At 65.5% G+C, this 22768-nt stretch carries 22 protein-coding genes, 1 tRNA gene, 1 other RNA gene and 1 pseudogene; 12 read left to right on the top strand and 13 right to left on the bottom strand.

Annotated elements, in window-relative coordinates; genetic code table 11:
• A pseudogene (locus PV761_RS09750) lies at nt 1-225 on the top strand (L-idonate 5-dehydrogenase); the annotation flags it as partial.
• On the opposite strand, the gene PV761_RS09745 reads toward PV761_RS09750, so the two are convergent.
• Nucleotides 203-931 (bottom strand): FCD domain-containing protein, encoded by a 729-nt coding sequence (locus PV761_RS09745; RefSeq protein WP_028268948.1) that lies wholly within the window; start codon nt 929-931, stop codon nt 203-205. The pseudogene PV761_RS09750 and the gene PV761_RS09745 sit on opposite strands and share 23 nt — an antisense overlap.
• A 256-nt stretch (nt 932-1187) precedes the next feature.
• Here PV761_RS09745 and gndA point away from each other — a divergent pair, with 256 nt between their 5' ends.
• Nucleotides 1188-2624 (top strand): NADP-dependent phosphogluconate dehydrogenase, encoded by a 1437-nt coding sequence (gndA, locus tag PV761_RS09740; RefSeq protein ID WP_028268949.1) that lies wholly within the window; start codon nt 1188-1190, stop codon nt 2622-2624.
• A gap of 153 nt (nt 2625-2777) precedes the next feature.
• On the top strand, nt 2778-3611 hold the full coding sequence (locus PV761_RS09735) for an oxidoreductase (protein ID WP_028268950.1): 834 nt from the start codon (nt 2778-2780) through the stop codon (nt 3609-3611).
• On the opposite strand, the gene epsC is transcribed toward PV761_RS09735, so the two are convergent.
• From epsC to msrA, 3 genes are all read right to left on the bottom strand, one after another.
• Nucleotides 3608-4192, bottom strand: a complete 585-nt coding sequence (gene epsC, locus PV761_RS09730) for a serine O-acetyltransferase EpsC (RefSeq protein ID WP_011692289.1) — start codon at nt 4190-4192, stop codon at nt 3608-3610. The two genes, PV761_RS09735 and epsC, sit on opposite strands and share 4 nt — an antisense overlap.
• A gap of 41 nt (nt 4193-4233) precedes the next feature.
• Complete coding sequence (cysK, locus tag PV761_RS09725; protein WP_011692288.1) at nt 4234-5169, bottom strand: cysteine synthase A; 936 nt, start codon at nt 5167-5169, stop codon at nt 4234-4236.
• A 77-nt stretch (nt 5170-5246) separates the two neighbouring features.
• Entirely contained in the window at nt 5247-5771 is a 525-nt protein-coding gene (gene msrA, locus PV761_RS09720) for a peptide-methionine (S)-S-oxide reductase MsrA (protein ID WP_028268952.1), read from the bottom strand.
• A 99-nt stretch (nt 5772-5870) separates the two neighbouring features.
• Here msrA and PV761_RS09715 point away from each other — a divergent pair, with 99 nt between their 5' ends.
• Both PV761_RS09715 and PV761_RS09710 read left to right on the top strand, forming a co-directional pair.
• A complete protein-coding gene (locus PV761_RS09715; protein WP_347896245.1) occupies nt 5871-6794 on the top strand; it encodes a Nif3-like dinuclear metal center hexameric protein in 924 nt (307 codons plus the stop codon).
• A 119-nt stretch (nt 6795-6913) separates the two neighbouring features.
• Complete coding sequence (locus tag PV761_RS09710) at nt 6914-7651, top strand: C4-type zinc ribbon domain-containing protein (RefSeq protein WP_028268954.1); 738 nt, start codon at nt 6914-6916, stop codon at nt 7649-7651.
• Here the strand turns inward: PV761_RS09710 and PV761_RS09705 are convergent.
• From PV761_RS09705 to PV761_RS09695, 3 genes are read right to left on the bottom strand one after another with little or no spacing between them, the layout of a single operon-like run.
• The gene (locus PV761_RS09705; RefSeq protein WP_347896243.1) at nt 7648-8412 is read right to left on the bottom strand and encodes a peroxide stress protein YaaA; all 765 of its coding nucleotides are present in this window, start codon (nt 8410-8412) and stop codon (nt 7648-7650) included. The genes PV761_RS09710 and PV761_RS09705 overlap by 4 nt on opposite strands.
• 46 nt (nt 8413-8458) lie before the next feature.
• Nucleotides 8459-9295 (bottom strand): alpha/beta hydrolase-fold protein, encoded by an 837-nt coding sequence (locus PV761_RS09700; protein ID WP_347896241.1) that lies wholly within the window; start codon nt 9293-9295, stop codon nt 8459-8461.
• A 43-nt stretch (nt 9296-9338) separates the two neighbouring features.
• Nucleotides 9339-10151, bottom strand: coding sequence for a slipin family protein (locus tag PV761_RS09695; protein ID WP_347896239.1), 813 nt, complete (start codon nt 10149-10151; stop codon nt 9339-9341).
• A 133-nt stretch (nt 10152-10284) separates the two neighbouring features.
• Between PV761_RS09695 and rnpB the strand changes: the two genes are divergently transcribed.
• The 4 genes from rnpB (at nt 10285) to PV761_RS09675 (ending at nt 13605) form a co-directional block, all read left to right on the top strand.
• Nucleotides 10285-10676: RNase P RNA component class A (gene rnpB / locus PV761_RS09690), an RNA gene on the top strand.
• A 271-nt stretch (nt 10677-10947) separates the two neighbouring features.
• Nucleotides 10948-12426, top strand: a complete 1479-nt coding sequence (locus PV761_RS09685) for a glyceraldehyde-3-phosphate dehydrogenase (protein WP_081818761.1) — start codon at nt 10948-10950, stop codon at nt 12424-12426.
• Nucleotides 12427-12505: 79 nt separating this feature from the next.
• The gene (locus PV761_RS09680) at nt 12506-12715 is read left to right on the top strand and encodes a hypothetical protein (protein WP_028268959.1); all 210 of its coding nucleotides are present in this window, start codon (nt 12506-12508) and stop codon (nt 12713-12715) included.
• Nucleotides 12716-12807: 92 nt separating this feature from the next.
• Nucleotides 12808-13605 (top strand): HNH endonuclease family protein, encoded by a 798-nt coding sequence (locus PV761_RS09675; RefSeq protein WP_347896236.1) that lies wholly within the window; start codon nt 12808-12810, stop codon nt 13603-13605.
• A 91-nt stretch (nt 13606-13696) separates the two neighbouring features.
• Here the strand turns inward: PV761_RS09675 and def are convergent, their stop codons facing one another.
• From def to orn, 3 genes are all read right to left on the bottom strand, one after another.
• The gene (def, locus tag PV761_RS09670; RefSeq protein WP_028268961.1) at nt 13697-14269 is read right to left on the bottom strand and encodes a peptide deformylase; all 573 of its coding nucleotides are present in this window, start codon (nt 14267-14269) and stop codon (nt 13697-13699) included.
• A gap of 99 nt (nt 14270-14368) precedes the next feature.
• Nucleotides 14369-14441: transfer RNA gene (locus tag PV761_RS09665), tRNA-His, on the bottom strand.
• 131 nt (nt 14442-14572) lie between these two features.
• The gene (gene orn, locus PV761_RS09660; protein WP_081818762.1) at nt 14573-15208 is read right to left on the bottom strand and encodes an oligoribonuclease; all 636 of its coding nucleotides are present in this window, start codon (nt 15206-15208) and stop codon (nt 14573-14575) included.
• Between the two features lie 157 nt (nt 15209-15365).
• Between orn and mptB the strand changes: the two genes are divergently transcribed.
• Nucleotides 15366-16922: a polyprenol phosphomannose-dependent alpha 1,6 mannosyltransferase MptB gene (gene mptB, locus PV761_RS09655; protein ID WP_347896234.1), complete on the top strand. Its 1557-nt coding sequence runs from the start codon at nt 15366-15368 to the stop codon at nt 16920-16922.
• 35 nt (nt 16923-16957) lie between these two features.
• Here the strand turns inward: mptB and PV761_RS09650 are convergent, their stop codons facing one another.
• Nucleotides 16958-17644, bottom strand: coding sequence for a DNA alkylation repair protein (locus PV761_RS09650; protein WP_347896232.1), 687 nt, complete (start codon nt 17642-17644; stop codon nt 16958-16960).
• Nucleotides 17645-17752: 108 nt separating this feature from the next.
• Here PV761_RS09650 and PV761_RS09645 point away from each other — a divergent pair, with 108 nt between their 5' ends.
• Entirely contained in the window at nt 17753-18658 is a 906-nt protein-coding gene (locus PV761_RS09645) for an aldose 1-epimerase family protein (RefSeq protein WP_347896230.1), read from the top strand.
• A gap of 8 nt (nt 18659-18666) precedes the next feature.
• Here the strand turns inward: PV761_RS09645 and xylB are convergent, their stop codons facing one another.
• Both xylB and xylA read right to left on the bottom strand, forming a co-directional pair.
• A complete protein-coding gene (gene xylB / locus PV761_RS09640) occupies nt 18667-20094 on the bottom strand; it encodes a xylulokinase (protein WP_347896228.1) in 1428 nt (475 codons plus the stop codon).
• Between the two features lie 86 nt (nt 20095-20180).
• The gene (gene xylA, locus PV761_RS09635; protein ID WP_347896226.1) at nt 20181-21368 is read right to left on the bottom strand and encodes a xylose isomerase; all 1188 of its coding nucleotides are present in this window, start codon (nt 21366-21368) and stop codon (nt 20181-20183) included.
• A gap of 137 nt (nt 21369-21505) precedes the next feature.
• Between xylA and PV761_RS09630 the strand changes: the two genes are divergently transcribed.
• A complete protein-coding gene (locus PV761_RS09630) occupies nt 21506-22744 on the top strand; it encodes an ROK family transcriptional regulator (RefSeq protein WP_347896224.1) in 1239 nt (412 codons plus the stop codon).
• The last annotated feature ends 24 nt before the right edge of the window (nt 22745-22768 follow it).

Below are 22768 nucleotides of genomic sequence, written 5' to 3'. Positions count from 1 at the left end.
ATCTCACTCGCCATCACCCGCGAACTGGAACTGAAGGGCTCCTTCCGCTTCAACGACGAGATCGACGACGTCATCACGGCCCTCGCCGACGGCACCCTGTTTGTCGACCCGGTCATCACCCACGAATACCCGCTGGAGGACGCCCTGGAAGCCTTCGAAATGGCCCGGAACTCCGCCGAATCCGGCAAGGTACTCCTGGAGTTCAGCCCTGCTGCAGCGGAATGAAAACCCTGGGCTGGTCCCGCCAGCCGGGTTCCATCTCAGAGATCGTCTCGCGCATGATCCTGCCGGAGGCCTCGCGGGCACCGGCGGCGTCCGCTGCGGCGATGGCCTCTGCCACATCAACGTGCCATTGCAGGGCCGTCTCCCGCGGGCGGTCCGGCATGAGTCCGTGGACCGTACGGCCGGTCAGCGTTTCCGCCACCTGCCCGACGAGGTTGGCGAACATTTCGTTGCCGGATCCGGTGAGGAGAAGTGAGTGGAATTTGATGTCCAGCTCCAGGAATTCGGCCACATTGCCGGCCTGGCCGGCGTCGCGCATTGCCAGCGAGACGTCCAGCAGTTCCTGCCGGATCTCCTGGGGGGCGTTGGCGGCCGCCAGTTCGGCGGCAACGGGCTCGACGGCGGAGCGCAGCTCCGCGAGGGACCTGAGCTGGGCGCCGCGGCCGTCACCGGCCAGGCGCCAGCGGATGACCAGCGGATCAAACGGATTCCAGCGGTGGGCCGGAAGCACCCGGATTCCCACGCGCTTGATGGTTTCCACCAGGCCGAGGGACTGCAGGACGCGGACTGCTTCGCGGACCACGGAGCGCGAGACTTTCAGTTCGTCCTCAAGCTGTTCAGCCAGCATCACGTGGCCAGTGGGCAGCGCGCCGCTCACGATGCGGGTGCCCAGGTTTTCGATGGCGCGGTGGTGGAGGCTGGTTGACATAGTCGTAAGCATAATCTGGCTGGGGCCGCCGTCCTGCGCGGCACCGTCCCGGCCCGGGCGTGCATCTGCGCCCGGCATGACGCTGGCGGCATCATAGACTGTTTTGTGACGCGCCACCTTCCAAAACGTGGGCGCAACTTTCCCGTTGTCGACGGAAATACATATGGTTTATTGACAGCCACTAGTTCTTGAAGCGTGTTCCGCAGGAAGTGCGGAACAGAATGCACACGTTGCACAGAAATGAATTGGAGTTTTGATGTCAGCACACATCGGTGTCACCGGCCTTGCGGTGATGGGGGCCAACCTCGCCCGCAACCTGGCCCGGAACGGCTTCACCGTTGCCCTGCACAACAGGTCTGTTGAGAAGACTGACGCGCTGCTGGAAAAGCACGGACACGACGGCGACTTCGTGCGTACCGAGACCCTCCAGGAGCTCGTGGATTCGCTGGAAAAGCCCCGCCGCGTTTTGATCATGGTCAAGGCCGGCAAACCGGTCGACTCCGTGATCGAACAGCTGGAACCCCTGCTGGAAGCCGGCGACATCATCATCGACGCCGGCAACTCGCACTACGAGGACACCCGCCGCCGCGAAGCGGCCCTGGCCAAGAAGGACCTGCACTTCGTAGGCATCGGTGTTTCCGGCGGTGAGGAAGGCGCCCTGAACGGCCCGTCCATCATGCCCGGCGGTTCCAAGGAGTCCTACGACGCCCTCGGACCGCTGCTGGAAAAGATCGCCGCTAATGTTGACGGCCAGCCGTGCTGCGCCTGGATCGGCACCGACGGCGCCGGCCACTTCGTCAAGATGGTCCACAACGGCATCGAATACGCCGACATGCAGGTCATCGGTGAAGCCTTCGACCTTCTCCGCTCGGGTGCCGGCATCGAACCGGCCGAGCAGTCCAAGATCTTCGCTGAGTGGAACAAGGGCGAGCTCGCCTCCTTCCTGATCGAAATCTCCGCCGAGGTCCTCGGCCACGTCGACACCCGCACCGGCAAGCCGTTCGTCGACGTCGTGGTGGACGCCGCAGGCCAGAAGGGCACGGGCCGCTGGACGGTTATCTCCGCACTCGAGCTGGGATCCCCGACGTCGGGCATCGCCGAATCCGTGTTCGCACGCGCCCTCTCGTCCCAGGCCGAGCAGCGCAAGCTGGCCCAGGAACTCCTGGCCGGCGAAGAAATCGCCGTCGAGGTTCCGGAAACGTTCGTCGAGGACGTGCGCCAGGCGCTGTACGCCTCCAAGCTGGTTTCCTACGCCCAGGGCCTGGACATGCTGACCTCGGCCGCGAAGGAATACGGCTGGGACCTGAAGCTGGACGAGATCGCTTCCCTGTGGCGCGGCGGCTGCATCATCCGTGCGGAACTGCTGAAGGAAATCACCAAGGCCTACGCCGCTGAGGAAAAGCCCGCCAACCTGCTGTTCGCACCGGCCTTCACCAAGGCCATCGCCGAGGTCCTGCCGGCATGGCGCCGCGTGGTGGCCACGGCTGTTCAGCTGGGCATCCCGGTGCCGGTGTTCTCCTCGTCGCTGGCATACTACGACGGCCTGCGCCGCAAGCGCCTGCCGGCCGCGGTGATCCAGGGCCAGCGCGACCTCTTCGGTGCGCACACCTACGGCCGTGTTGACGCCGAGGGCACGTTCCACACCCTGTGGGGCGAGGACAAGTCCGAAATCGAGGCAGTGGACACCCACTAGCTTCAAGCCACACCGTGCTATGACGGCAACGGCCGGCGCTTCCCGGATACTCTGGGACGTGCCGGCCGTTGCCGTTTGCGGACTACCCTCTCGGTGGCAGCGGCTTCCCATCGCAGCCTGTCCAATGATTGTCGTCTCCAAGGAGTGCAGCCCATGTCGCAGCCAGTCGCGTTTGTTACCGGTGCGTCCACCGGCATCGGCTTCGAGGCCGCCAGGAAGCTGAGTGAGCACGGATTCACTGTGTACGCAGGCGCCCGCCGGGTCGAGAAGATGGAGCCGCTGAAGGCCCACGGGGTGAAGGTGCTGGCGCTGGATGTCACGGACGAGGCGTCCATGGCGGCGGCCGTGGGCGGAATCCTCGAGGCGCACGGCCGGATCGATGTCCTCGTGAACAACGCCGGCTACGGGTCCTACGGGTCCTTGGAAGAGGTGGAACTGGCTGAAGGCCGGCGGCAGTTCGACGTCAACGTCTTCGGCCTGGCGCGCATGACCCAGCTGGTGCTGCCCGTCATGCGGGCCGCCGCCCAAGGGAGGATCATCAATGTTTCCTCCATCGGCGGCAAGATGTACGAGCCCCTCGGCGCCTGGTACCACGCCACGAAGTTCGCCGTCGAGGGCCTGAGTGACTCCTTGCGCCTGGAGCTCAAGCCGCACGGCATCAAGGTGTCAATCATCGAACCGGCGGGCACGCAGACTGAATGGGGAGGCATCTCGGGCGAGAGCCTGCTGGAAACGTCCGGGCATGGCCCTTACCGGGACCAGGCGAAAATCGTCGCCGCGGCGCTGGCCTCCACCGAAGGTTCCAGCATGTCAACGCACCCGGCTGTCATCGCCGATGCCATTGTCCACGCCGCAACGGCAGCCCGGCCGAAGACGCGCTACCCGGTGGGCAAGGGCGCCCGCGCCATCCTGGCCCTGCGAAGGATCCTGCCGGACCGCGCGTTCGACGTAGTGTTCTGGACTATCTACCAGCGGCTGGGCCGCTAGATCCGGTACTCGATGTAGTACTCGGCAGGGTCCACAGCCGGTTTGGTTTCGCGCTGGGCATCCCGGTGGCGCCATGTTGCAGGAACACCGGTGATGATGGATTCCGGCGGGGCGTCCTTCACCACCACGGCGTTGGCGCCCACTGCGCTGTCCCGGCCAATGGTGATGGGGCCCAGGATCTTGGCGCCCGCGCCGATGGTCACGCGGTCCCCGATGGTTGGGTGCCGCTTGACCTTCGCCAGCGAGCGTCCGCCCAGGGTGACGCCGTGATAGATCATCACGTCCTCACCGATCTCCGCCGTCTCCCCGATGACCACGCCCATGCCGTGGTCGATGAAGAAGCGCTTGCCGATGGTCGCGCCCGGGTGGATCTCGATCCCGGTCAGGAACCGTGCCAGCTGCGAAATCAGCCGTGCCGGGAAGCGCAGCGACGGGTTCTGCCAGAGCTTGTGCGTCAGGCGGTGCGCCCAGATCGCGTGGAGGCCGGAGTAGGCAAAAAAGTTCTCAAAAGAGCCTCGAGCCGCCGGGTCATGCGACCGGGCGGCGTCGAGGTCTTCCTTAAGTCTTGCGAAGAAGCTCACAAAGACCTTTCTACAGGAAACGGTGAATGGCGGGCTAAGGCTTAGCCTCGGATGTCGTCATAGAGCACGGTGGAGATGTAACGCTCGCCGAAGTCGCAGACAACCGCGACGATGAGCTTACCGGCATTCTCCGGGCGCTTGGCGAGTTCGAGGGCTCCCCAGACGATCGCACCCGAGGAGATGCCGCCGAGGATGCCTTCCTTGACGCCGAGGTCGCGGGCAACGCGGACGGAGTCCTCCAGGGTGGCGTCCAGGACTTCGTCGTAGACGTTGGTGTCGAGGATTTCGGGAATGAAGTTGGCGCCGATGCCCTGGATCTTGTGCGGGCCGGGGGCGCCGCCGTTCAGGATGGCGGAGTCCTTCGGCTCGATGGCAACGATCTGGACGTCGGGCTTGCGTTCCTTCAGGACCTGGCCGACGCCGGTGACGGTGCCGCCGGTGCCGATGCCGGCGACGAAGATGTCCACCTTGCCGTCGGTGTCGGACCAGATTTCCTCGGCGGTGGTGGTGCGGTGGATCTCCGGGTTGGCTTCATTGGCGAACTGCTGGGCCCAGATGGAGTTCTCCGTGTTGGCCACGATCTCCTGGGCCTTCTCCACGGCGCCGCGCATGCCTTCGGAACCCGGGGTAAGCACGATTTCCGCGCCGAAGGCGCGGAGCATGACACGGCGCTCGGTGGACATGGTCTCGGGCATGGTCAGGATGACCTTGTAGCCGCGGGCGGCACCCACCATGGCCAGGGCGATGCCCGTGTTGCCGGAGGTTCCTTCGACGATGGTTCCGCCGGGCTTGAGGGCGCCGGACTTCTCCGCTGCGTCCACAATGGCCACGCCGATACGGTCCTTGACGCTGTTGGCCGGGTTGTAGAACTCGAGCTTGACCGCCACCTGGGCGTCGAGGCCCTCGGTCAGCCGGTTGAGCCTGACCAGCGGAGTGCCGCCGACAAGCTGGGTGACGTCGTCGTAGATCCGTGCCATGTATTTGTGCCTATCTCTGAAGAGTTCTCTGAACAGCGAATACTGAGGTCAGCCTAACGAGGGCGGCCGGAGCCTAGCTAAGCATTAAGCCATGCAGAGTAATATTTCCTTGCCTTGGCCAGTTTGGGGTTGATGATCACCTGGCAGTAGCCCTGTTCCGGATGTTTGCCGTAATAGTTCTGGTGGAAATCCTCGGCCACATGGAATACGGGCAGCCTGCTGACCTCGGTGACGATCGGATGCGCCCACAGCGCCTGGTTCCGTTCGATCGCCTCCTCGAAAAGGATCTTTTCCTCCGTGGTCTCGTAAAACATGGACGAGCGGTACTGGGTACCGACGTCGTATCCCTGGCGGTTGAGCGTGGTGGGATCGTGGAGGGCGAAGAACATGTCCAGGATGACCTCGGCCGGGATCACGTCCTCATCAAAGCTCACCGCCACCACCTCGGCGTGGCCTGTGGTGCCTGAGCAGACCGAGTAGTAGTCCGGATGGCGGTCGTGGCCGCCGGTATAGCCGGAAATGACCGACGTAACACCCTTGGTTTGCTGGTAGACGGCGTCAAGGCACCAGAAGCAGCCTCCGCCAAGCACAAAAGTTTTCATGTCCTCTTCAATGGTTGAAGCGCGCCGATGATTCCCCAACCACCTTACGAGACTGCTGCGCGTGCGGGCGAAGACGGCGGATAGGGTAAAAATGAGGGTATGGAACCTGTGAACACCGACGTTGCAGAAGACGCCCGTACCGCTGCTGATCCGGCCGGTGCTGAGTCTGACGCTGCCGAACCCTCGGATGCCCCGGCACTGGGCGAGATCCTGCTGGCCGTCGAAGAACTCTGGCCCGAATCACTCGCCGAGGAGTGGGACGAGGTGGGTCTTGTCGCAGGCCATCCCTCAGCAGTCGTCAGCAGGATCATGTTCGCGGTCGATCCCACCCTTGACGTCATCGAAGAAGCCATCGAATGGGGTGCTGACCTGCTGATCACGCACCACCCCCTTCTGCTCAAGGGCGTTACCTCCGTTGCGGCCACGACTGCCAAAGGCAAAGCCGTCCACCGCCTGATCGAATCCGGAACCGCGCTCCTGACCGTCCATACCAACGGTGACTCCGCGGTCGGGGGCGTCTCCGATGTCCTTGCGGACGCCCTTGGCCTCCATGATGTTGTGCCGCTGACTCCCGCCACGAACGGCCTGCCGGAGGAAGGCATCGGCCGCGTCGGGGACCTTGACGACGTCATGACGCTCGGGGACTTCGCAGCTCGCGTCTACGGCATCCTGCCCTCGGTCGCCGGCGGTGTCAGGGTCTCCGGGGACAAGGACGGCCTGGTGCGGCGCGTCGCCGTGTGCGGCGGCGCGGGGGACTCCCTGTTCAATGAGGTCCGGGCGAGCAACGCCGACCTCTTCGTGACCGCGGACCTCCGCCACCACCCGGCGTCAGAGGCGCGTGAGAATGCCGTAAATGACAGGCCGTACCTCATCGACGTTTCCCACTTCGCCAGCGAGTGGCTGTGGCTGCCGGCCGCGGCTGAGGCACTCGGAAACGTCCTCAGCGACCAGGGCCACGACGTCGACATCCGGGTCAGCACCACCAACAGTGATCCGTGGGACTTCATTCTGACTCCGGGCTAAGCCTCGCGTGCGGGGCCCCGGCCGGGTTTAGCGAGGCAGGGGAGCACGCTAGGCGCTAGAGTCTAAACTGCGCCGGTCCGGTGCCCGGCCATGGCCGGTAGGAACAAGCGGAGGTAATAGTGGCCAAGGCAGCACCGGCAGAACAGTTGAAATTGCTCGAACTGCAGGGACTCGACGCCAGGCTCAAATCGCTGTCCAACCGCCGCCGGACCCTCGAAAACGATCCCCGGATCAGCGACCTGCAGGCTGCGCTGTCCGTGGCCAACGGCGAACTCGGTGCCGCAAAAATGGCGGTCCACGACGCTGAAACCGAGCTCAAGCGCTCGGAAGCCGATGTGGAGCAGGTGGCGTCCAGGATCGAACGCGATGAAGCGCGACTGAACAGCGGCACCGGCCTGTCCAAGGACCTGGTTGCCCTGCAAAGCGACATTGCCTCGCTCAACAAGCGGCGCTCGGCCCTTGAAGACGTGGAGCTCGAGGTCATGGAACGGCTGGAGGGACTCCGTGAACGCCAGGCGGCCCAGCAGAAGATCGTGGATGACGTCCAGGGATCCTTCGGCGGGATCCGGGCTGAGCTGGACGCCGCCCTGGCGGAGATTGCCGCCGAGGCCGCCGAAGTGGGCGCCGCTCGTGCGGAGTTCGCCGCCGGCCTTGATGCCGGATTGCTGGCAATTTACGACAAGACGCTCGCCAAGCGCGGAGTCGGGGCGGCTCGGTTGTTCCACGGGAAATCCGAAGGTTCGGGGATGCAGCTGAGCCCAGGCGACCTTGCCGAGATCAAGGCAGCGGCCGAGGACGACATCGTGTTTTGCCCGGACTCCGGCTGCATCCTGGTCCGCTCCGCCGAATGGGCCTAGGCAGCGAGAATGATGTTGAGGGCGTGCGCTTTGCGTGAAGTGCCCTCGACCAGCTCGGCTTCCCACTTTTCGCGGGCCGCCTTGAGCAGCTGAGCAGGGGTCCGGGGGGCGGCACCCCGGCGTCTCAGCAGGTGGCGGGCCAGCTCGCCGCGCGTGTGCTTGGCGAAGTGGCTGACCACCTTGCGCACGCCGTTCACCTCCGTAAACACGTTGACGGCAACGGTCTGCGCCGGCGGGGGAGCCCAAGCCGCGGAATAAGTGCTGGAGCGGCAGTCCACCAGAAGCTCCCCTTCGCTTGCGGCTGCCAGGGCCGCCGAAATCTGCGGCTTCCAGAATGACGCCAGGCGGCCGACGTCGGGCAGTGACGTACCCATGGACAGCCGGTAGGCGGGCACCCGGTCAGCAAAGCGGATGGCGCCCCAGAGGGCGGAGATGACCAGCACCGATTCATCCGCCTTCCGGCGCTGCGCCGGCGTCAGCGACTGGTAGCCAAGTGCGTCGTACAGGACACCGGAATAGACCTGGTGCGCGGGCGCCGCCGGTTCCGTGTGCAGCCGGGTGTTGCGTTCGACGTCGGCACTGAGCGAAGCTCCGACGCCCAGCAGCGCGAGGGCGTCCCGGTGGGCGCTGACGTCCCCCAGTGCTTCGAGCACCTTTGCCCGGTAAGTGTTCAACACGGGAAAGCTCAGGGCGGTCCAGTCGACGGCTTCACCATGGACAGCGGGGGTCTTGCCTTCAGACGGGGGCAGCAGAATCAGCACCGTACGATCTTACCAGCGCGGGGTGGGCGGAGCGCTGTGCCGGTGGTCAGGCCAGGTTCCGCCCCAGGAACGAGATGACATCCGGCAGGATGGAGCGCCAGTAGCCGCTGTCGTGGCCGCCGTCCTGGAACCCGCCTTCATGCTCCCCGGGCAGGCCGCTGACATAGTCCTTCACGCTGTAGAGCAGGTTGTCCGCGGTGCCGCAGTCGATCCTCTTGGGCAACATTTCCAGTTCCGGCCTGAGCGCGAAGATGTCGTTGGCCTCGAAGTCTGCGGCGCCGTCAAAGTTGTCCGCCCGCCCGGCGTCGTGCATGCTCCACACTGCCGGGCTCATCGCCGCGACGGCACGGAGGCCGGGCAGCCGGTGCTGGGAGGCGAGGAGCAGGGCGCCGAAGCCGCCCATCGACAGGCCGAACACGGCGGTCCTGCCGGTGTCCAGCCCCTGGCTTTCCAGCAAAGGGAGGAATTCCTCCACCACCATGGACTGCGTGTCCGTTCCTGTTGCGCGCCGGTGCCACCAGCTTTCGCCGCCATCCACAGCCGCGATCGCAAAAGGCTGCCCGCCGCGGGCCACGTGCTGTGCCAGGACCCGGTCAGCCTGCAGGTCGTCGAAAACCATCCGGTGGTCCGCGCCCGTACCGTGCAGGAAGAGTGCCACGGGCAGGGGCTGCTGGTCGCTGCCGGCGCTGCCGCCCGGAATCGCCACGGACCAGTTCGTCCCCGTATCCGGGCGGAACCTCGACGTGAAGGAACCACTGCGCACTACCGCCCTCGAGGCCGTCAGGCCGTCACTGACCGGCGCACACCCCGCCAGCACAGCGGCGGTCAGACCGCCGGCTCCGAGCTCCAGCAGCCGCCGGCGTCTGAGCGTCGGGAATTCCATAAGCCGATCATAGGCGTGAAGGCCCCCCATACCGGCCCGCGGCTCAGGCCGCCTTGATCGGCGGTTTGGCGGCGGCCGTCGCCGCCTGGTTTTCCCGGGCAAGGAACGCGGACAGTTCGCCGATGGTACTCATCAGCGGCGCCGGGAAGACAACCGTCGAGTTCTTGTCCACCGCGATTTCGACCAGCGATTGCAGGTTCCGCAGCTGCAGGGCCAGCGGATGCGCCATCATGGTGTCCGACGCGTCGCCGAGCGCCGCTGCCGCGATGGCCTCGCCTTCCGCGGCGATGATCTTTGCCCTCTTCTCCCGCTCGGCCTCGGCCTGGCGGGCCATTGCGCGCTTCATGCTCTCGGGCAGTTGGATGTCTTTCAGTTCAACCAGGGTCACCTCGACACCCCAGGCCAGCGTCAGGGCATCGAGGATTTCCCGGATATCGCTGTTGATGCGCTCGGTCTCTGACAGCGTCTGGTCCAGGCTGTGCCTGCCGACCACCTTCCGCAACGTGGTTTGCGCGATCTGGTCGATTGCGGCCGCGACGTTCTCGATGGCCACAACGGATTTCACGGCGTCGACCACGCGGTAGTAGGCAACGGCGGAAATGTCGACGCTCACGTTGTCCTGGGTGATGATGCCCTGCGACTGGATCGGCATGGTCACGATCCGCAGGCTGACCAACGGAAGGCGGTCGACAACCGGGATGATGAACCGCAGGCCCGGGAGCCGAATGCCAATGACCCTGCCAAGCCGGAAGAGCACCCCCTGCTCATACTGCCGCACGATCCGGATGGACATCTTCAGGAAGATGAGCAGCAGCACTGCGACGGCAATGGCGATGTACGTACTGGTGGGGTCCATCAGGATCCCCTCTTTTCTTGCATGAGTTGACTTGGTCCAATTGTCCCACCTGGCGACGAAACGTCCCTCCGGGGCGGTCCGCAGGATGTAGGGCACGGCGGGCGCCGGTGCAGCACGTAGAATGAAATGCGGATGGGTTGACCAGGCGGCCGCGCGTCACGCAAGTGGCTCGAGGAACGTCCGGGCTCCGCAGAGCAGGGTGGTGGGTAACGCCCACTCGGGGCAACCCGCAGGCCAGTGCCACAGAGAATAGACCGCCTGCGTCGCGCCGGTTTGAAAGCGGCATGAAGCAGGTAAGGGTGAAACGGTGGTGTAAGAGACCACCAGCTTCCCGGGTGACCGGGAAGGCTAGGTAAACCCCACCCGGAGCAAGGCCAGACAGGGCACGTTCGAGGGCTGCTCGCCCGAGTGTCCGGGTAGGCCGCTGGAGGGCGTCGGCAACGGCGTTCGTAGATGGATGGCCGCTACTCCCGCACCGGCAACGGCGCGGGAACACAGAACCCGGCGTATCGGTCAACCCATCCATCACCGCTTTGGCGGCACATCTGCCGTCACCGGCATGTGAGTGACTTCACGCTTTCCGGGGCAGTACTGGCGGCGTCGCCGCCCTAGAATGGATAGCGAACGTAGAAGTTCTGCCGCCGGGTCTGCGTTCGCAGCCGGCGGTTTTTCTTTGCGATTCTCCAAGGTGTCCGGGGTGGACCGAATCCCCGCCGATGCCTGTGCCCCGGAATACCTCCGGTGGCCGACATCCGCATACGAGGACGTATGTGGTTGACCCAAGGAAGGTAGTTCTGTGAGCCAGACGTCAGATTCTTGTCTTGATACGTGGATGGGCCGTGAGGCACTTGCCGAGGCCATGATCCCGGTGATCGGCCGGCTGTACCGCGAGAACAACGTGGTGACTTCCATCCACGGCCGCAGCCTGATCAACAAGTCCACCATGAACATCCTGAAGGCGCACCGTTTCGCGCGCCGGATGAGCAAGGACGAGCTGCTCCTGGAAGAGACGGCCCCGTTGCTGGATGCCCTCGCCGGGCTGGATCTGGGTGCTGCTGCCATCGACATCGCCCGCCTGAACCAGAAGTTCAAGGCCGAGGCCAACGGTGCGAGCCTGGAGGAGTTCCTGCGCGCTGAACTCGCGGACGTCGTGGGCAAGCGTGGCGGCGACGACCGCACCAGCACCGACGTCGTGCTCTACGGCTTTGGCCGCATCGGCCGCCTGCTGGCGCGCCTCCTCATCGAAAAGGCCGGTGGCGGTCACGGACTCCGTCTCCGCGCGATCGTGGTCCGCCGCGGCTCGGACAACGACCTCGCCAAGCGCGCCAGCCTGCTGCGCCGCGACTCCGTTCACGGATCGTTCGAGGGCACCATCAAGGTGGATACCGAGAACAACACCATCACGGCCAACGGTGTCCAGGTCCAGGTCATCTACTCGGACAACCCCTCCACCGTGGATTACACGGCCTACGGCATCAAGGACGCCCTCGTGGTGGACAACACCGGACGCTGGCGCGACGCCGAAGGCCTGTCCCAGCACCTCCTGAGCAAGGGCGTCTCCCGCGTCCTGCTCACGGCACCCGGCAAGGGCGAGCTGAAGAACATCGTCCACGGCATCAACCACGGCACCATCCTGGACTCGGACAAGATCGTCACCGCGGCGTCCTGCACCACCAACGCCATCACCCCGGTCCTGAAGGCCATCAACGACAGGTTCGGCGTGGTCCACGGCCACGTCGAGACGGTCCACTCGTTCACCAACGACCAGAACCTGATCGACAACTTCCACAAGGGCGACCGCCGCGGCCGCTCCGCCGCGCTGAACATGGTGATCACCGAAACCGGTGCCGCCAAGGCCGTGGCCAAGGCGCTCCCCGAACTCCTTGGCAAGCTCACGGGCAGCTCCATCCGCGTCCCGACCCCGGACGTTTCCCTGGCCATTCTGAACCTGAGCCTGGAGAACGGCACCACCAAGGACGAGGTCAACGACTTCCTGCGGCAGATGTCCCTGCACTCCGAGCTGCGCAAGCAGATCGACTACATCGATTCCCCCGAGGTCGTCTCCACGGACTTCGTCGGTTCGCGGCGTGCCGGCATTGTTGACGGCCTGGCCACGATCTCCAACGACAAGAACCTGGTTCTCTACGTCTGGTACGACAACGAGTTCGGCTACAGCTGCCAGGTGGTCCGCGTGATGGAGGAAATGGCCGGTGTCAACCCGCCGTCGTTCCCCGTCAAGGAACCCGCTGCGGCGCTGGCAGCAATCGCGGTCTAGCGGTCCGTGCGGGATCCGGGTCTGAGGTTTCCCGGCCGGTGCTCTGGCATCGGCCGGGAAACGGACCCAAAATGGTGTCATGGAACACGAATCGACTCTCGAACATGAAACCACCCTCGAACACGCCCTCGACGTAGCGCGGCAGAACCACAAGGAAGCTACCCGCCTCCTCGAACAGGCGCGAGTGGCGCATGCTGCGGGAGAGATTCCCGATAGCAGGATCAAACAGCTTGAGGAGCTGCTGGACCTCGCCACCGTGGACCTGAAACGTGTGATGAAAGAGCAGTAACTTCCCCTCCACACTGTGGATATCGGCCGTATTGTCAGTGGCCGCACCTAAGCTCGTCCGGTGCGTAGGAATCAACATCGGGCTCTGCAACCATGACCATCAGCTGGGCGGCTTACCGGCGTGCACGGCGCCGCTCCCGCCAGGCCTGGGCTGTCCTGATAGTGCTGGCCGCCGGCCTGGTTTCAGCCGTGTGCTGGTTCTTTACGGCAGGCCAGTTTGCTGTGGCGGAGCCCTCCGTCATGGGCCCCAGCACCGCTCCTGTGCTTGATCCGGCGTGGATGAAAGCTGTTCCGCCTGTCCGGCCTGTACCGGAAGGCCGTGCGGCCGATGCGCTGGAATCGCTCGAGGTGAAAGGGCGGGCGGCCAACGACAACTACGAACGCACCGCATTCGGCCAGGCCTGGCTGGATGTGGACCGCAACGGCTGCGACACCCGCAATGACATCCTCCGGCGGGACCTCGGCGGGGCACAGTTCACCGAGGGTTCCCGGTGTCGTGTGGCACGCGGGGAATTCCAGGAGCCGTACACCGGAGCGGTGGTGACCTTCACCAGGGGAGCGGAGAGCAGCAAAGCCGTCCAGATTGACCACGTCGTGGCCCTGGGCGACGCGTGGCAGAAGGGCGCCCAGCAATTGACGCCGCTACAGCGTCAAAACCTCGCCAACGATCCCCTGAACCTCGTGGCCGCAGACGGTCCCGCCAACCAGGAAAAGAGCGCCTCGGACGCAGCCGGCTGGCTTCCGAAAAACAAGGCCTTCAGGTGCCACTACGTGGCCCGCCAGATCTCAGTGAAAGCTGCCTACGCGCTGTGGGTGACCCAGGCCGAAAAAGACGCCATGAAGCGTGTCCTGGCCTCGTGCCCGCAGCAGCAGACCCTCATTCCGCGATAGGACGCCCGCTACGGGCGGCCGCCCGGTGCCCGATTAAAGCCGGTGCCCGACGAAATCCGGTGCCCGATCAAAAATCAGTGCCCGATTAAAATCAGTGCCCGAACGGGTCGGGGTCGACGCCGGGCATCCACGTCAGGCCGGGAACGCCCCAGCCGCTCCGCTTGGCCTGCTTCATGGCTTTGCGGGCGTAGCGGTCCATCAGCCGGTTCACGTAGAGCTTGCCGTCCAAGTGGTCGTATTCATGCTGGATGATCCGGGCGAACCAGTCCGTGGCCTCGAAGTCCACCGGATTCCCGTCACCGTCGAAGCCCTGCACCCGAGCCCACTCCGCACGCTTGAGCGGGTACTGGCCGCCGGGGAAGGACAGGCAGCCCTCCACTTCCTCATCGGGGTCCGGGAGGGCGCCGGAAACCTTGGACAGCGTCAGGACCGGGTTCACCACGGCGCCGGCAGGGGGCACGCCGTCGTCGTTCGCGAACTTGTACACAAAGATGCGCTTGCCAACGCCCACCTGGGGGGCGGCGAGCCCCACGCCGTTGGCGGCGTCGTTCGTTTCGAACATGTCGGCGATAAGGGTGCGGAGTTCGTCGTCGAAGACTTCCACTTCGGCGGCCCGGCGGTGGAGAACCGGCTCGCCCCAGATGGTGATCGGCAGAACGGTCATGTCAGGTGGTTCCTTTGAGGCAGTGCGGAAACAAGTAAAGGCCGCACCGGATAACCGGTGCGGCCTTTAGGTAAGGGCGAAAATCCTGCCCTTCATGAGGGTGAGCTACGGGGGTTGAACCCGCGACCTCCTGGACCACAACCAGGCGCTCTGCCAACTGAGCTAAGCCCACCATGTGCCCCGCGAGACCGTCCGGGTTACCGGCTGTCTTGGAAGGCAACGTCATATAGCTTACCTGCTCCGCGGGGCTGTTTTTGCCACTTTTGCCGGTTTTGGGAAAATTTCCTTCAAACGTGGCGCAGATTACTTTTCCGTCGCCGCTGCAAGGGACTCGGCGGAGGCCATGACGGACTTCGAAATGCGCTGGGCGGTGGCACTGTCCGGTCCCGGCGCCGGGACGAAGACTGCCTCCCGGTAGTAGCGCAGTTCATCGATGGAATCCTTGATGTCGCCGAGGGCGCGGTGCCCGCCGTGCTTGGCCGGAGCCTGGAAGTAGGCCCGCGCGAACCAGCGCCGCGACAGTTCCTTGATGGTGCTGACGTCAATGACCCGGTAGTGCAGGTGCTCCACCACCGCCGGCATGTCCCGGGCAAGGAAGACGCGGTCCGTGCCCACGGAGTTGCCGCCCAGCGGAGCCTTGCGTGGATCCGGAACCCACTTGGCGATGTATTCCATGATCACGGCTTCGGCCTCTGCCATCGTCTTTCCGTGCGGAAGCTCTTCGAGAAGCCCGGATCGGGTGTGCATGTCGCGGACGAAATCGTTCATCTGGGCCAGCGCGGCGTCGTCCGGCCGGATGACGACGTCGACGCCGTCACCCAGGATGTTGAGTTCGGAGTCCGTCACCAGTGCGGCCACCTCGATTAGGGCGTCATTCTTGATGTCCAGGCCGGTCATCTCGCAGTCGATCCAGACAATGCGTTCGTTAGTAATAGGCACCCGACCAGCCTACCGTTCCGCTGCCACGGAGCTGTCCGGTGCTAGGATTTCGATACGTGGCGGTGCGCTGTTTTTCGCTGCCGCGGCCCCACCCCCGCCGGCGTGACCGGCTGCTAGCGGGTGAACAATGCCCCACAACAGATTGGACGATCCTGAGATGACGGCGCCTGTGCCTGCGGCGGGAAGAGTGGCTGCCGGTACGTCACCGGAGCCGGCTGAGGCTGAAGTGGACAACGCCCTCTCGCCGCTCCTCTCGGGGTTCGCCGGCTCGATGTTCATGGCCATCGGCTCGCTGGGCGTCGGCTGGCTTGCGCCCGTCTCTGAACTTCGCCGGCTGCCGCTGTTCATCTGGATGCGCACTGAAGCGGTAGGGGTGGCACTGTCCATCGTGCTGCTGGCCGTCGGCGGCATGCTCCTGGTGCGGGCCTGGCTTCGCCTTGGCCAGCGTGTCCGCGTCTGGGGCGCGGGTGCCCGGAAGGCCACCCTGCAGGCTGTGGCCCTATGGGGGCTTCCCATGATGTTCTCGGTCCCGCTCTTCAGCCGTGACGTCTACGCCTACATCGGCCAGGGCCGGCTGATGGTTGAAGGCTTCAATCCCTACGAAAACGGGATTTCGGCACTCTCCAACTATTTCCAACTCGGGGCCGACAAGATGTGGACCGAGGCGCCCGTTCCCTACGGGCAGTTGTTCCTGTGGATCGAACAACTGGTGGTGTGGTCCACCAACGTGCAGCCCGAGGCGAGCATCATGCTCTTCCGTGTTGCCGCCCTGGTGGGCGTAGTGCTGTGCATTGTGTACGTTCCCAAACTGGCGGAGCTGCACGGCGTGAATCCGCACCGCGCGCTGTGGCTCACCGCAGCCAATCCGCTGTTCCTGACCAACTTCATCGCCAGCGTCCACAACGACGCGCTCATGATCGGCCTGGCGCTGGCCGGACTTTATTACTGCGCCACCAAACGCGTGGTGTTCGGGCTCGTCCTCGTGACGCTGTCGATCTCCGTCAAGCCGATCACCATCGTGTTCCTGCCGTTTATCGGACTCCTATGGGCGGGAAAGAACGCCGGCTGGCCGCGGAAGTTCGTTTTCTGGGGACTCACTGCCGGCATCAGCCTGGCGATGCTGTACGCCATGAGCCTGGTTAACGGCTTTGGCTTCGGCTGGGTGAACGGACTCTCCGCGCCGGGCAGCATCTGGATCTGGTACGCGCCGGTGGGCCTGCTGGGGCTTGTGGTGGCATCCATTTCGAACGCCTTCGGGCTGGACGGCTGGGGACTGGCCAAGTGGGTTTACGACGCCGGCAAACTGCTGGCCGTCGGAATTGTCGCCTGGCAGATCTTCCGCGGCGACCACGACCGCCTGATGCGCCGGCTCACCCTGGGGTTCGCGGCCGTGGTCCTGCTCGCTCCCATGATCCAGTCCTGGTACGTTGTGTGGCTCATCCCGCTGTTCGCCGTCACCGGCATCCGGGACGACTGGCAGGTGAAAGCCCTTTACTTCATCGTGTCCTTCTTTATGGTCTACGCCATCTCAGACCAGCTCGAGGTCTTCCCCTACCTGCAGACGGAGGACCTGGGCCTTCCGCTGGCACTGGCACGCAACGCCGCGGCCATCATCGCGCTGCTGTTCGCGCTGTACCTGATCTTCCTGGATCCCAAAACGAAGCAGCTGTTCAGCAAGCCGGATGAGCCGGTTACCACCCGCCCGGTCATCTGAAGCGGCCGCAGGGCCGGGAGTCACACGGCCGGGAGTCATCCGGCCGGGAGGTTCTTAAGGGCCTCGCGGCGGGAGAGCGGGCTGAGCTCCGTGCCGTGGCGGTCAACGAACTCCCGGACCCAGGCCGGATCGGTCTTCGCGTACTCGCGTAAGGCCCAACCAATGGCCTTCCGGATGAAAAACTCCGGGTCGGACAGATTGGCCTCGATGACCGAGGCGAGCAGCTCCGGGTCGGTGGCGGCCTTTGCCGAGAGCTGGGCAATGATGGCGGATCTGCGGATCCACATATCGGGGTCCTTGCTCCAGGCGCGGAGGATCCGGTCGAGCTCCGGAGGGTGTGCCTGCAGCAGGGCGCACATCCGGTGCGCCACCCCGTCCACCAGATCCCACCACGCCCCGGTCCGGATAATCTCTTCGTATACCGGCAGCAGTTCCAGCCGGCCGACGGCCAGCCGCGAACCCGTCAGGTCAATGGCGGCATACCGCTCTTCCCGGAATGCGGCCGAACGCCAGAGCACCAGGACTGTATTGCTCAGGTCCTGGATTGAACTGCAGGGCCACTGCGCGGCGGCGCCATGGGTGATCTTCCGCACCTCGGGAACCCTGACTCCAAGCGACGGCATGTCCGACTTCATGTAGGCCTGGCTTCCGGCTGCCCGCACCGGGTCTGCCGAGTCCCGCAGCCGGCTGCGGATTCCGGCTATCAGTTCTTCGTTCGCCATGGTGGCAACTCTACTGGCGGACGGTCACATCATCCTTGCCCTGTCCGACAGGCGGTGTATTAGAATAGTGAGCGCTAACACACCGTCTCCGGCAGTAAATGGACACCTATGACCCCCACCGAGCATGAGATCAGTTTCGGCCCCTACACCGCAATCGCGACGGCCCGTGGAGGAGCACTCCGGGAACTGCAGCACGAAGGCCGCGATCTGGTCATCGGCTTCGGGGCCGAGGGGGAGATTCCTGACTACCGCGGCGTCATCTGCGCCCCGTGGCCCAACCGGCTGGCTGATGGCCGGTACAGCTTCGACGGCAAGGAGTTCCGTTCCGCGGTCAACGAGGAAGCCCGGGGGACTGCACTGCACGGCCTGGTGTTTGGCGCGCTGTGGGAACTCCAGGAGCACACCGCGTCCTCTGTCCGCCTCGGTACCCGTGTTGAACCGGGAAAGGGGTATCCGGGGCGCCTTGACATCTCTGTCGAATACGAACTCCGGGCTGACGGGCTGCGCAGCACGGTGCGCGCCGAGAATGTTGGCCCGGACGCCGCGCCCTATGGTGTGTGCCCGCATCCGTACCTCCTCGCCGGACCGGCCCCGCTGGATGAGTGGACCGTGCAGATCCCGGCCACCAAATTCATGGAGGTGTCCGCCGACCGGCTGCTGCCGGAGGGCATGGCCGGCGTCGAAGGCCATGCCTTTGACTTCCGGTTCGAGCGGGTCCTGGGTGCGGTCGAAATCGACCATGCCTTTGCCGGCCTGATTCCCAACGCGGACGGCCTCGCGGCAGTTCGGGCCTATGACCCGTCCGGCACCGGCGTCGAACTGGAATGGGATTCTGCGTGGCCGTGGCTGCAGGTCCACACGGCCGACAAGCCCGCAGGTCCGTCCCGGCTGGGCCTCGCGGTTGAACCCATGACGTGTCCGCCTGACGCCTTCAACAGCGGAACCGACGTGGTCCGGCTGGCCCCGGGGGAGTCCCACGAGGCCAGCTGGACCGTCCGCGCAATCAGTCGCTGAGGTAGGCGTCAGCCGGCGAGATAGTTGCTGGCGTACCGCCGGTACTGTGCAAGGACCTCCGGTGCACCGCCGTCGGCTGCCTCTACTTCGGTGCCGCCGGAACCCCACTGCGGCCATTGACCCGTCAGGACGGCTGCCGCTTGGCGGGCGGCGCCGTCGGCCACGTATTCCCCTGGTTCGGGCACCACCACGGGGAGTCCGAAAACGGACGCAGCAATCTGCTGCACGGCCGCTGATTGCGCCCCGCCACCCACCAGGATGATCCGGCCGGCCTTCACTCCCTGGGTCTGTAGGGCCGCCAGGCCGTCCGCAAGGGAGCAGACCACGCCCTCGATCGCGGCCCGGGCCAGGTTGTCTCGGGTGTAGCTGGCCAGGGTGGCCCCGTGCAGGGATCCGGTGGCGTCGGGCAGGTTGGGCGTGCGCTCGCCTTCGAAGTACGGAACGAGCGTGAGGCCGCCGGAACCGGCCGGGGCGGCGAGGGCCAGATCGGTGAGTCCGGCAAGGGTTACTCCCAGCAGCGCGGCCGTGGCATCGAAGATCCGGGTGGCGTTCAGGGTGCAGGCCAGCGGGAGGAAGTTGCCCGTGGCATCTGCGAAGCCTGCCACGAGTCCGGTGGCATCGGCGGACGGGGTCTCCGAGACGGCGAATACCGTTCCTGATGTCCCCAGCGACACCACAACGTCACCCGGCCGGGCGTCCACGCCGAGGGCTGCCGCCGCATTGTCGCCGGCGCCGGGGCCAATGAGTGCGCCGGCCGGCGTCCTGCCTGCGGCTTCCAAGGGGCCGACGACGGCGGGAAGCGCCGGAAGATGGCCCAGCGCCTTTTCGAGGACTTCCGGGAGATAGGTTCCCGAAGCGGTGGAGTAGTATCCGGTGCCGGACGCGTCCGATCGGTCGGTTCGCAGGAGCTGCAGCGACGACGGCCCGCTTCCAGGGCCGTGGCCGGCCAGGCGCCAGGACAGCCAGTCGTGCGGCAGGCAGACGGCCGCAACGCGGCGCGCGTTGTCCGGTTCGTTGCGGGCAAGCCAGCGGAGTTTCGTGATGGTCAGTGATGCCACCGGGACCGTACCCGTCGCCTGCGCCCAGACGTCGGCGCCTGCCGCCGCGTCGCCGTCGCCGGCCGCTGCGATAAGCTGTTCCGCATCTCCCGCGGAGCGTGTGTCGTTCCACAGCAGGGCGGGGCGAACCACCGCCCCCGCATCATCCAGGCACACCATGCCATGCTGCTGGCCGCCAACGGAGACGGCGGCAACGTCATCGAGGCCGCCGGCCCGGGCGATGGCCTCCTGGAGGGCGGTCCACCAGTGGTCCGGGTGGATCTCGGTGCCTTCGGGGTGGGCCGCGCGCCCTTGGCGGATGAGGGTGCCGGTCTGCGCATCCCGGATCACCACTTTGCATGACTGCGTGGAACTGTCGATTCCTGCTACCAGCGGCATGTCGGTTCTTTCTGAAGGGCTCTGCCGCCGGACCCGGGAGTACGGGTCCGGCGGCAGCGGGTGTTTGTTGGGCGGGGGAGCCGGGCCTAGCGTGCTCCGAGCAGGTGCTCGATGGCCAGCTGGTTGAGCCGGACAAATGCAAACGATCGCTGCGCGGCAGCATCGGCGTCGAACTCCGCGAAAGCGGACGCGTCAGCGAGCAGCTCCGCGGCGGTCTCCCCGGCGGCGAGCGTGGGCTCGCCGAGTTCGAAGACCCCGGAGGTGGCCAGCGCTTCCTGGACGTCCGGGTCGGCGCGGAAGGCCAGGGCCCGCTCCTTCAGGAGCAGGTACATGGACATGTTGGACTTCGCCGATTCCCAGACGCCGTCGTAGCCGTCGGTGCGGGAGGGCTTGTAGTCGAAGTGGCGCGGGCCGTCGTACGTGGGGCCGCCGTTGGGGAAGCCGTTTTCGAGGAGGTCCACGGTGAAGAAGGCACTGGTGAGGTCGCCGTGGCCGAAGACGAGGTCCTGGTCGTATTTGATGCCGCGCTGGCCGTTGAGGTCGATGTGGAAGAGCTTCCCGGCCCACAGCGCCTGGGCGATGCCGTGGGTGAAGTTCAGTCCTGCCATCTGCTCGTGGCCGGTTTCCGGGTTGAGGCCCACGATGTCGCCGTGTTCGAGCTGGGCGATGAAGGCCAGTCCGTGGCCGACGGTGGGCAGGAAGATGTCTCCGCGGGGCTCGTTGGGCTTGGGCTCCAGGGCGATCCGCAGGCCGTAGCCCTTGTCCTTGATGTACGCCGCAGCCGTGTCCACGCCTTCCTTCATCCGGTCCAGGGCGGCGGAGAGGTCCTTGGAACCGTCGTACTCGCTGCCTTCGCGTCCGCCCCACATGACGAAGGTTTCGGCACCCAGCTCGGCGGCAAGGTCGATGTTCTGCAGGACCTTGCTGAGGGCGAACCGGCGGACGGAGCGGTCGTTGGAGGTGAAGCCGCCGTCCTTGAAGACCGGGTGGCTGAAGAGGTTGGTGGTCACCATGGGTGTCTTCAGGCCGGTCTCGGCCAGGGCGGCCTTGAAGTTCTTCAGGATCAGTTCGCGTTCGGACGCTGATGCATCGAACGGAACCAGGTCGTTGTCGTGGAAGGTGATGCCGTACGCGCCGAGTTCACTGAGCTTGTGGACGGCCTCGACGGGGTCCAGTGCTGGGCGGGTGGCGACGCCGAACGGATCGGCGCCGGTCCAGCCGACGGTCCAAAGGCCAAAGGTGAAGCGGTCTGCAGGGGTGGGCTGAAGAGTCATGAAGCGTCCTTGGTTCAGGGTTGTGGAGGGTGGGGTCCAGGCTGCGGCCCACCGCCGAAGCGGCAGTGGATCAATTAGTTTTCAACCTGAACTATATGCATCATGATTGACTAAGGTCAATGATGAAGGCGGCGGAAATGTCACTGGGAAAGAATGTCGACGGCGGTACGGTCCGTCCTGCGCCCGGGCGTGTCGAGGATGTCCGGCGCGGAAACCTGGTGCGCATCCTGGCGTCCCTCGCGGAGCCGCGGACCGATCCGGACGTTCGCCCCACCCGCGCCGACCTGGCCGCCAGGACCGGCCTGACCAAGGCGTCCGTGTCCAGCCTCGTCGCCGAGCTCGTGGACGCCGGCCTGGTGGCGGAATCCGGTGCGGCCCGGGACGGTGAGCGCGGCCGCCCTGGCGTGGGCCTTGAGCTCAGCACCCGTCGCGGCGTGGTGGGCATGGAAATCAATGTCGACTACATTTCGGCCGGGCTCCTTGACCTTGGCGGGACCCTGCGGATCCACAGGACACTGGAATGCGGCAACCGCGGCAAATCACCGCAAGCCGTGATGGCCCTGCTGGCGGGTCTCGCCGCCGATGTTGCCTCGGAGGCATCCGCGGGCGGAATCGAAATCCTTGGCGGGGGCCTGGCTGTTCCCGGCCTTGTGGACACGGGGTCCGGAACTGTTTCCAGCGCCCCCAACCTGAAATGGCACGGGGTTGCCCTTGAGCTGCAGGGGTTGCTGCCGGGGGCGCCGCAGGGCACTCTCCTGCACAACGAGGCAAACTGCGCTGCGCTGGCGGAGCTCTGGTACGGGCACGGCGTTGATTTCCAGGACTACCTCTTTGTCTCCGGCGAAGTGGGCGTCGGTGGCGGCCTCGTCATCGGATCGCAGCTCTTTTCGGGACCCCGCGGGCAGGCCGGCGAAGTGGGGCACGTAGTAGTGGATCCTTCGGGGCCGGAGTGTTCGTGCGGCGGCCGCGGCTGCCTGGAAACGTTCGCGGGCCAGGAGGCCATCTTCGCTGAAGCCGGCGTTCCCGACGGGACCGCGTCCGCGCGGCTCGAACACCTCACCGAGCTGCTTGCGGCCGGAAATGCGGACGCTATTTCCGCAGTGGCGCGCGCCGGGCACTACCTTGGGATTGCCGCGGCGTCCACTGCCCGATTGATGGATCTCTCAGCAGTTGTCCTCGGCGGCCATTTCACCCGGATGGGGCCGTGGATTGGACCCGCCGTCGTCCGGAGCCTGGCGGACTTTGCGCCCGGCGTCGTCGGCCCGGCCGGTGTGGCAATCTCGGAACTCGGCCAGTCGGCCGCCCTCCTGGGCGCGGCCGGGAGCGCCCTGCGTTCGGTGCTGGCTTCGCCGCAGGGGTTGAGGCCTGCGGGGTAGGTCTTCACGTTAGGTCTTCGGGTC

Origin of the sequence: Arthrobacter sp. CC3 (assembly GCF_039907775.1) — a bacterium.
Taxonomy (GTDB): Bacteria; Actinomycetota; Actinomycetes; order Actinomycetales; family Micrococcaceae; genus Arthrobacter.
The sequence above is the reverse complement of the archived record's forward strand: the minus strand, read 5'-3'. Positions and strand labels throughout refer to the sequence as shown.

Coding starts and splice junctions, on each gene's coding strand:
- PV761_RS09680 (WP_028268959.1), top strand. CDS start 12,506: ATGGAACACGAATCGACTCTCGAACATGAAACCACCCTCGAACACGCC.
- xylB (WP_347896228.1), bottom strand. CDS start 20,094: ATGCCGCTGGTAGCAGGAATCGACAGTTCCACGCAGTCATGCAAAGTG.
- PV761_RS09675 (WP_347896236.1), top strand. CDS start 12,808: ATGACCATCAGCTGGGCGGCTTACCGGCGTGCACGGCGCCGCTCCCGC.
- PV761_RS09715 (WP_347896245.1), top strand. CDS start 5,871: ATGGAACCTGTGAACACCGACGTTGCAGAAGACGCCCGTACCGCTGCT.
- def (WP_028268961.1), bottom strand. CDS start 14,269: ATGACCGTTCTGCCGATCACCATCTGGGGCGAGCCGGTTCTCCACCGC.
- PV761_RS09695 (WP_347896239.1), bottom strand. CDS start 10,151: ATGGACCCCACCAGTACGTACATCGCCATTGCCGTCGCAGTGCTGCTG.
- PV761_RS09645 (WP_347896230.1), top strand. CDS start 17,753: ATGACCCCCACCGAGCATGAGATCAGTTTCGGCCCCTACACCGCAATC.
- msrA (WP_028268952.1), bottom strand. CDS start 5,771: ATGAAAACTTTTGTGCTTGGCGGAGGCTGCTTCTGGTGCCTTGACGCC.
- PV761_RS09700 (WP_347896241.1), bottom strand. CDS start 9,295: ATGGAATTCCCGACGCTCAGACGCCGGCGGCTGCTGGAGCTCGGAGCC.
- PV761_RS09630 (WP_347896224.1), top strand. CDS start 21,506: ATGTCACTGGGAAAGAATGTCGACGGCGGTACGGTCCGTCCTGCGCCC.
- PV761_RS09745 (WP_028268948.1), bottom strand. CDS start 931: ATGTCAACCAGCCTCCACCACCGCGCCATCGAAAACCTGGGCACCCGC.
- PV761_RS09650 (WP_347896232.1), bottom strand. CDS start 17,644: ATGGCGAACGAAGAACTGATAGCCGGAATCCGCAGCCGGCTGCGGGAC.
- cysK (WP_011692288.1), bottom strand. CDS start 5,169: ATGGCACGGATCTACGACGACGTCACCCAGCTTGTCGGCGGCACTCCG.
- mptB (WP_347896234.1), top strand. CDS start 15,366: ATGACGGCGCCTGTGCCTGCGGCGGGAAGAGTGGCTGCCGGTACGTCA.
- gndA (WP_028268949.1), top strand. CDS start 1,188: ATGTCAGCACACATCGGTGTCACCGGCCTTGCGGTGATGGGGGCCAAC.
- PV761_RS09735 (WP_028268950.1), top strand. CDS start 2,778: ATGTCGCAGCCAGTCGCGTTTGTTACCGGTGCGTCCACCGGCATCGGC.
- xylA (WP_347896226.1), bottom strand. CDS start 21,368: ATGACTCTTCAGCCCACCCCTGCAGACCGCTTCACCTTTGGCCTTTGG.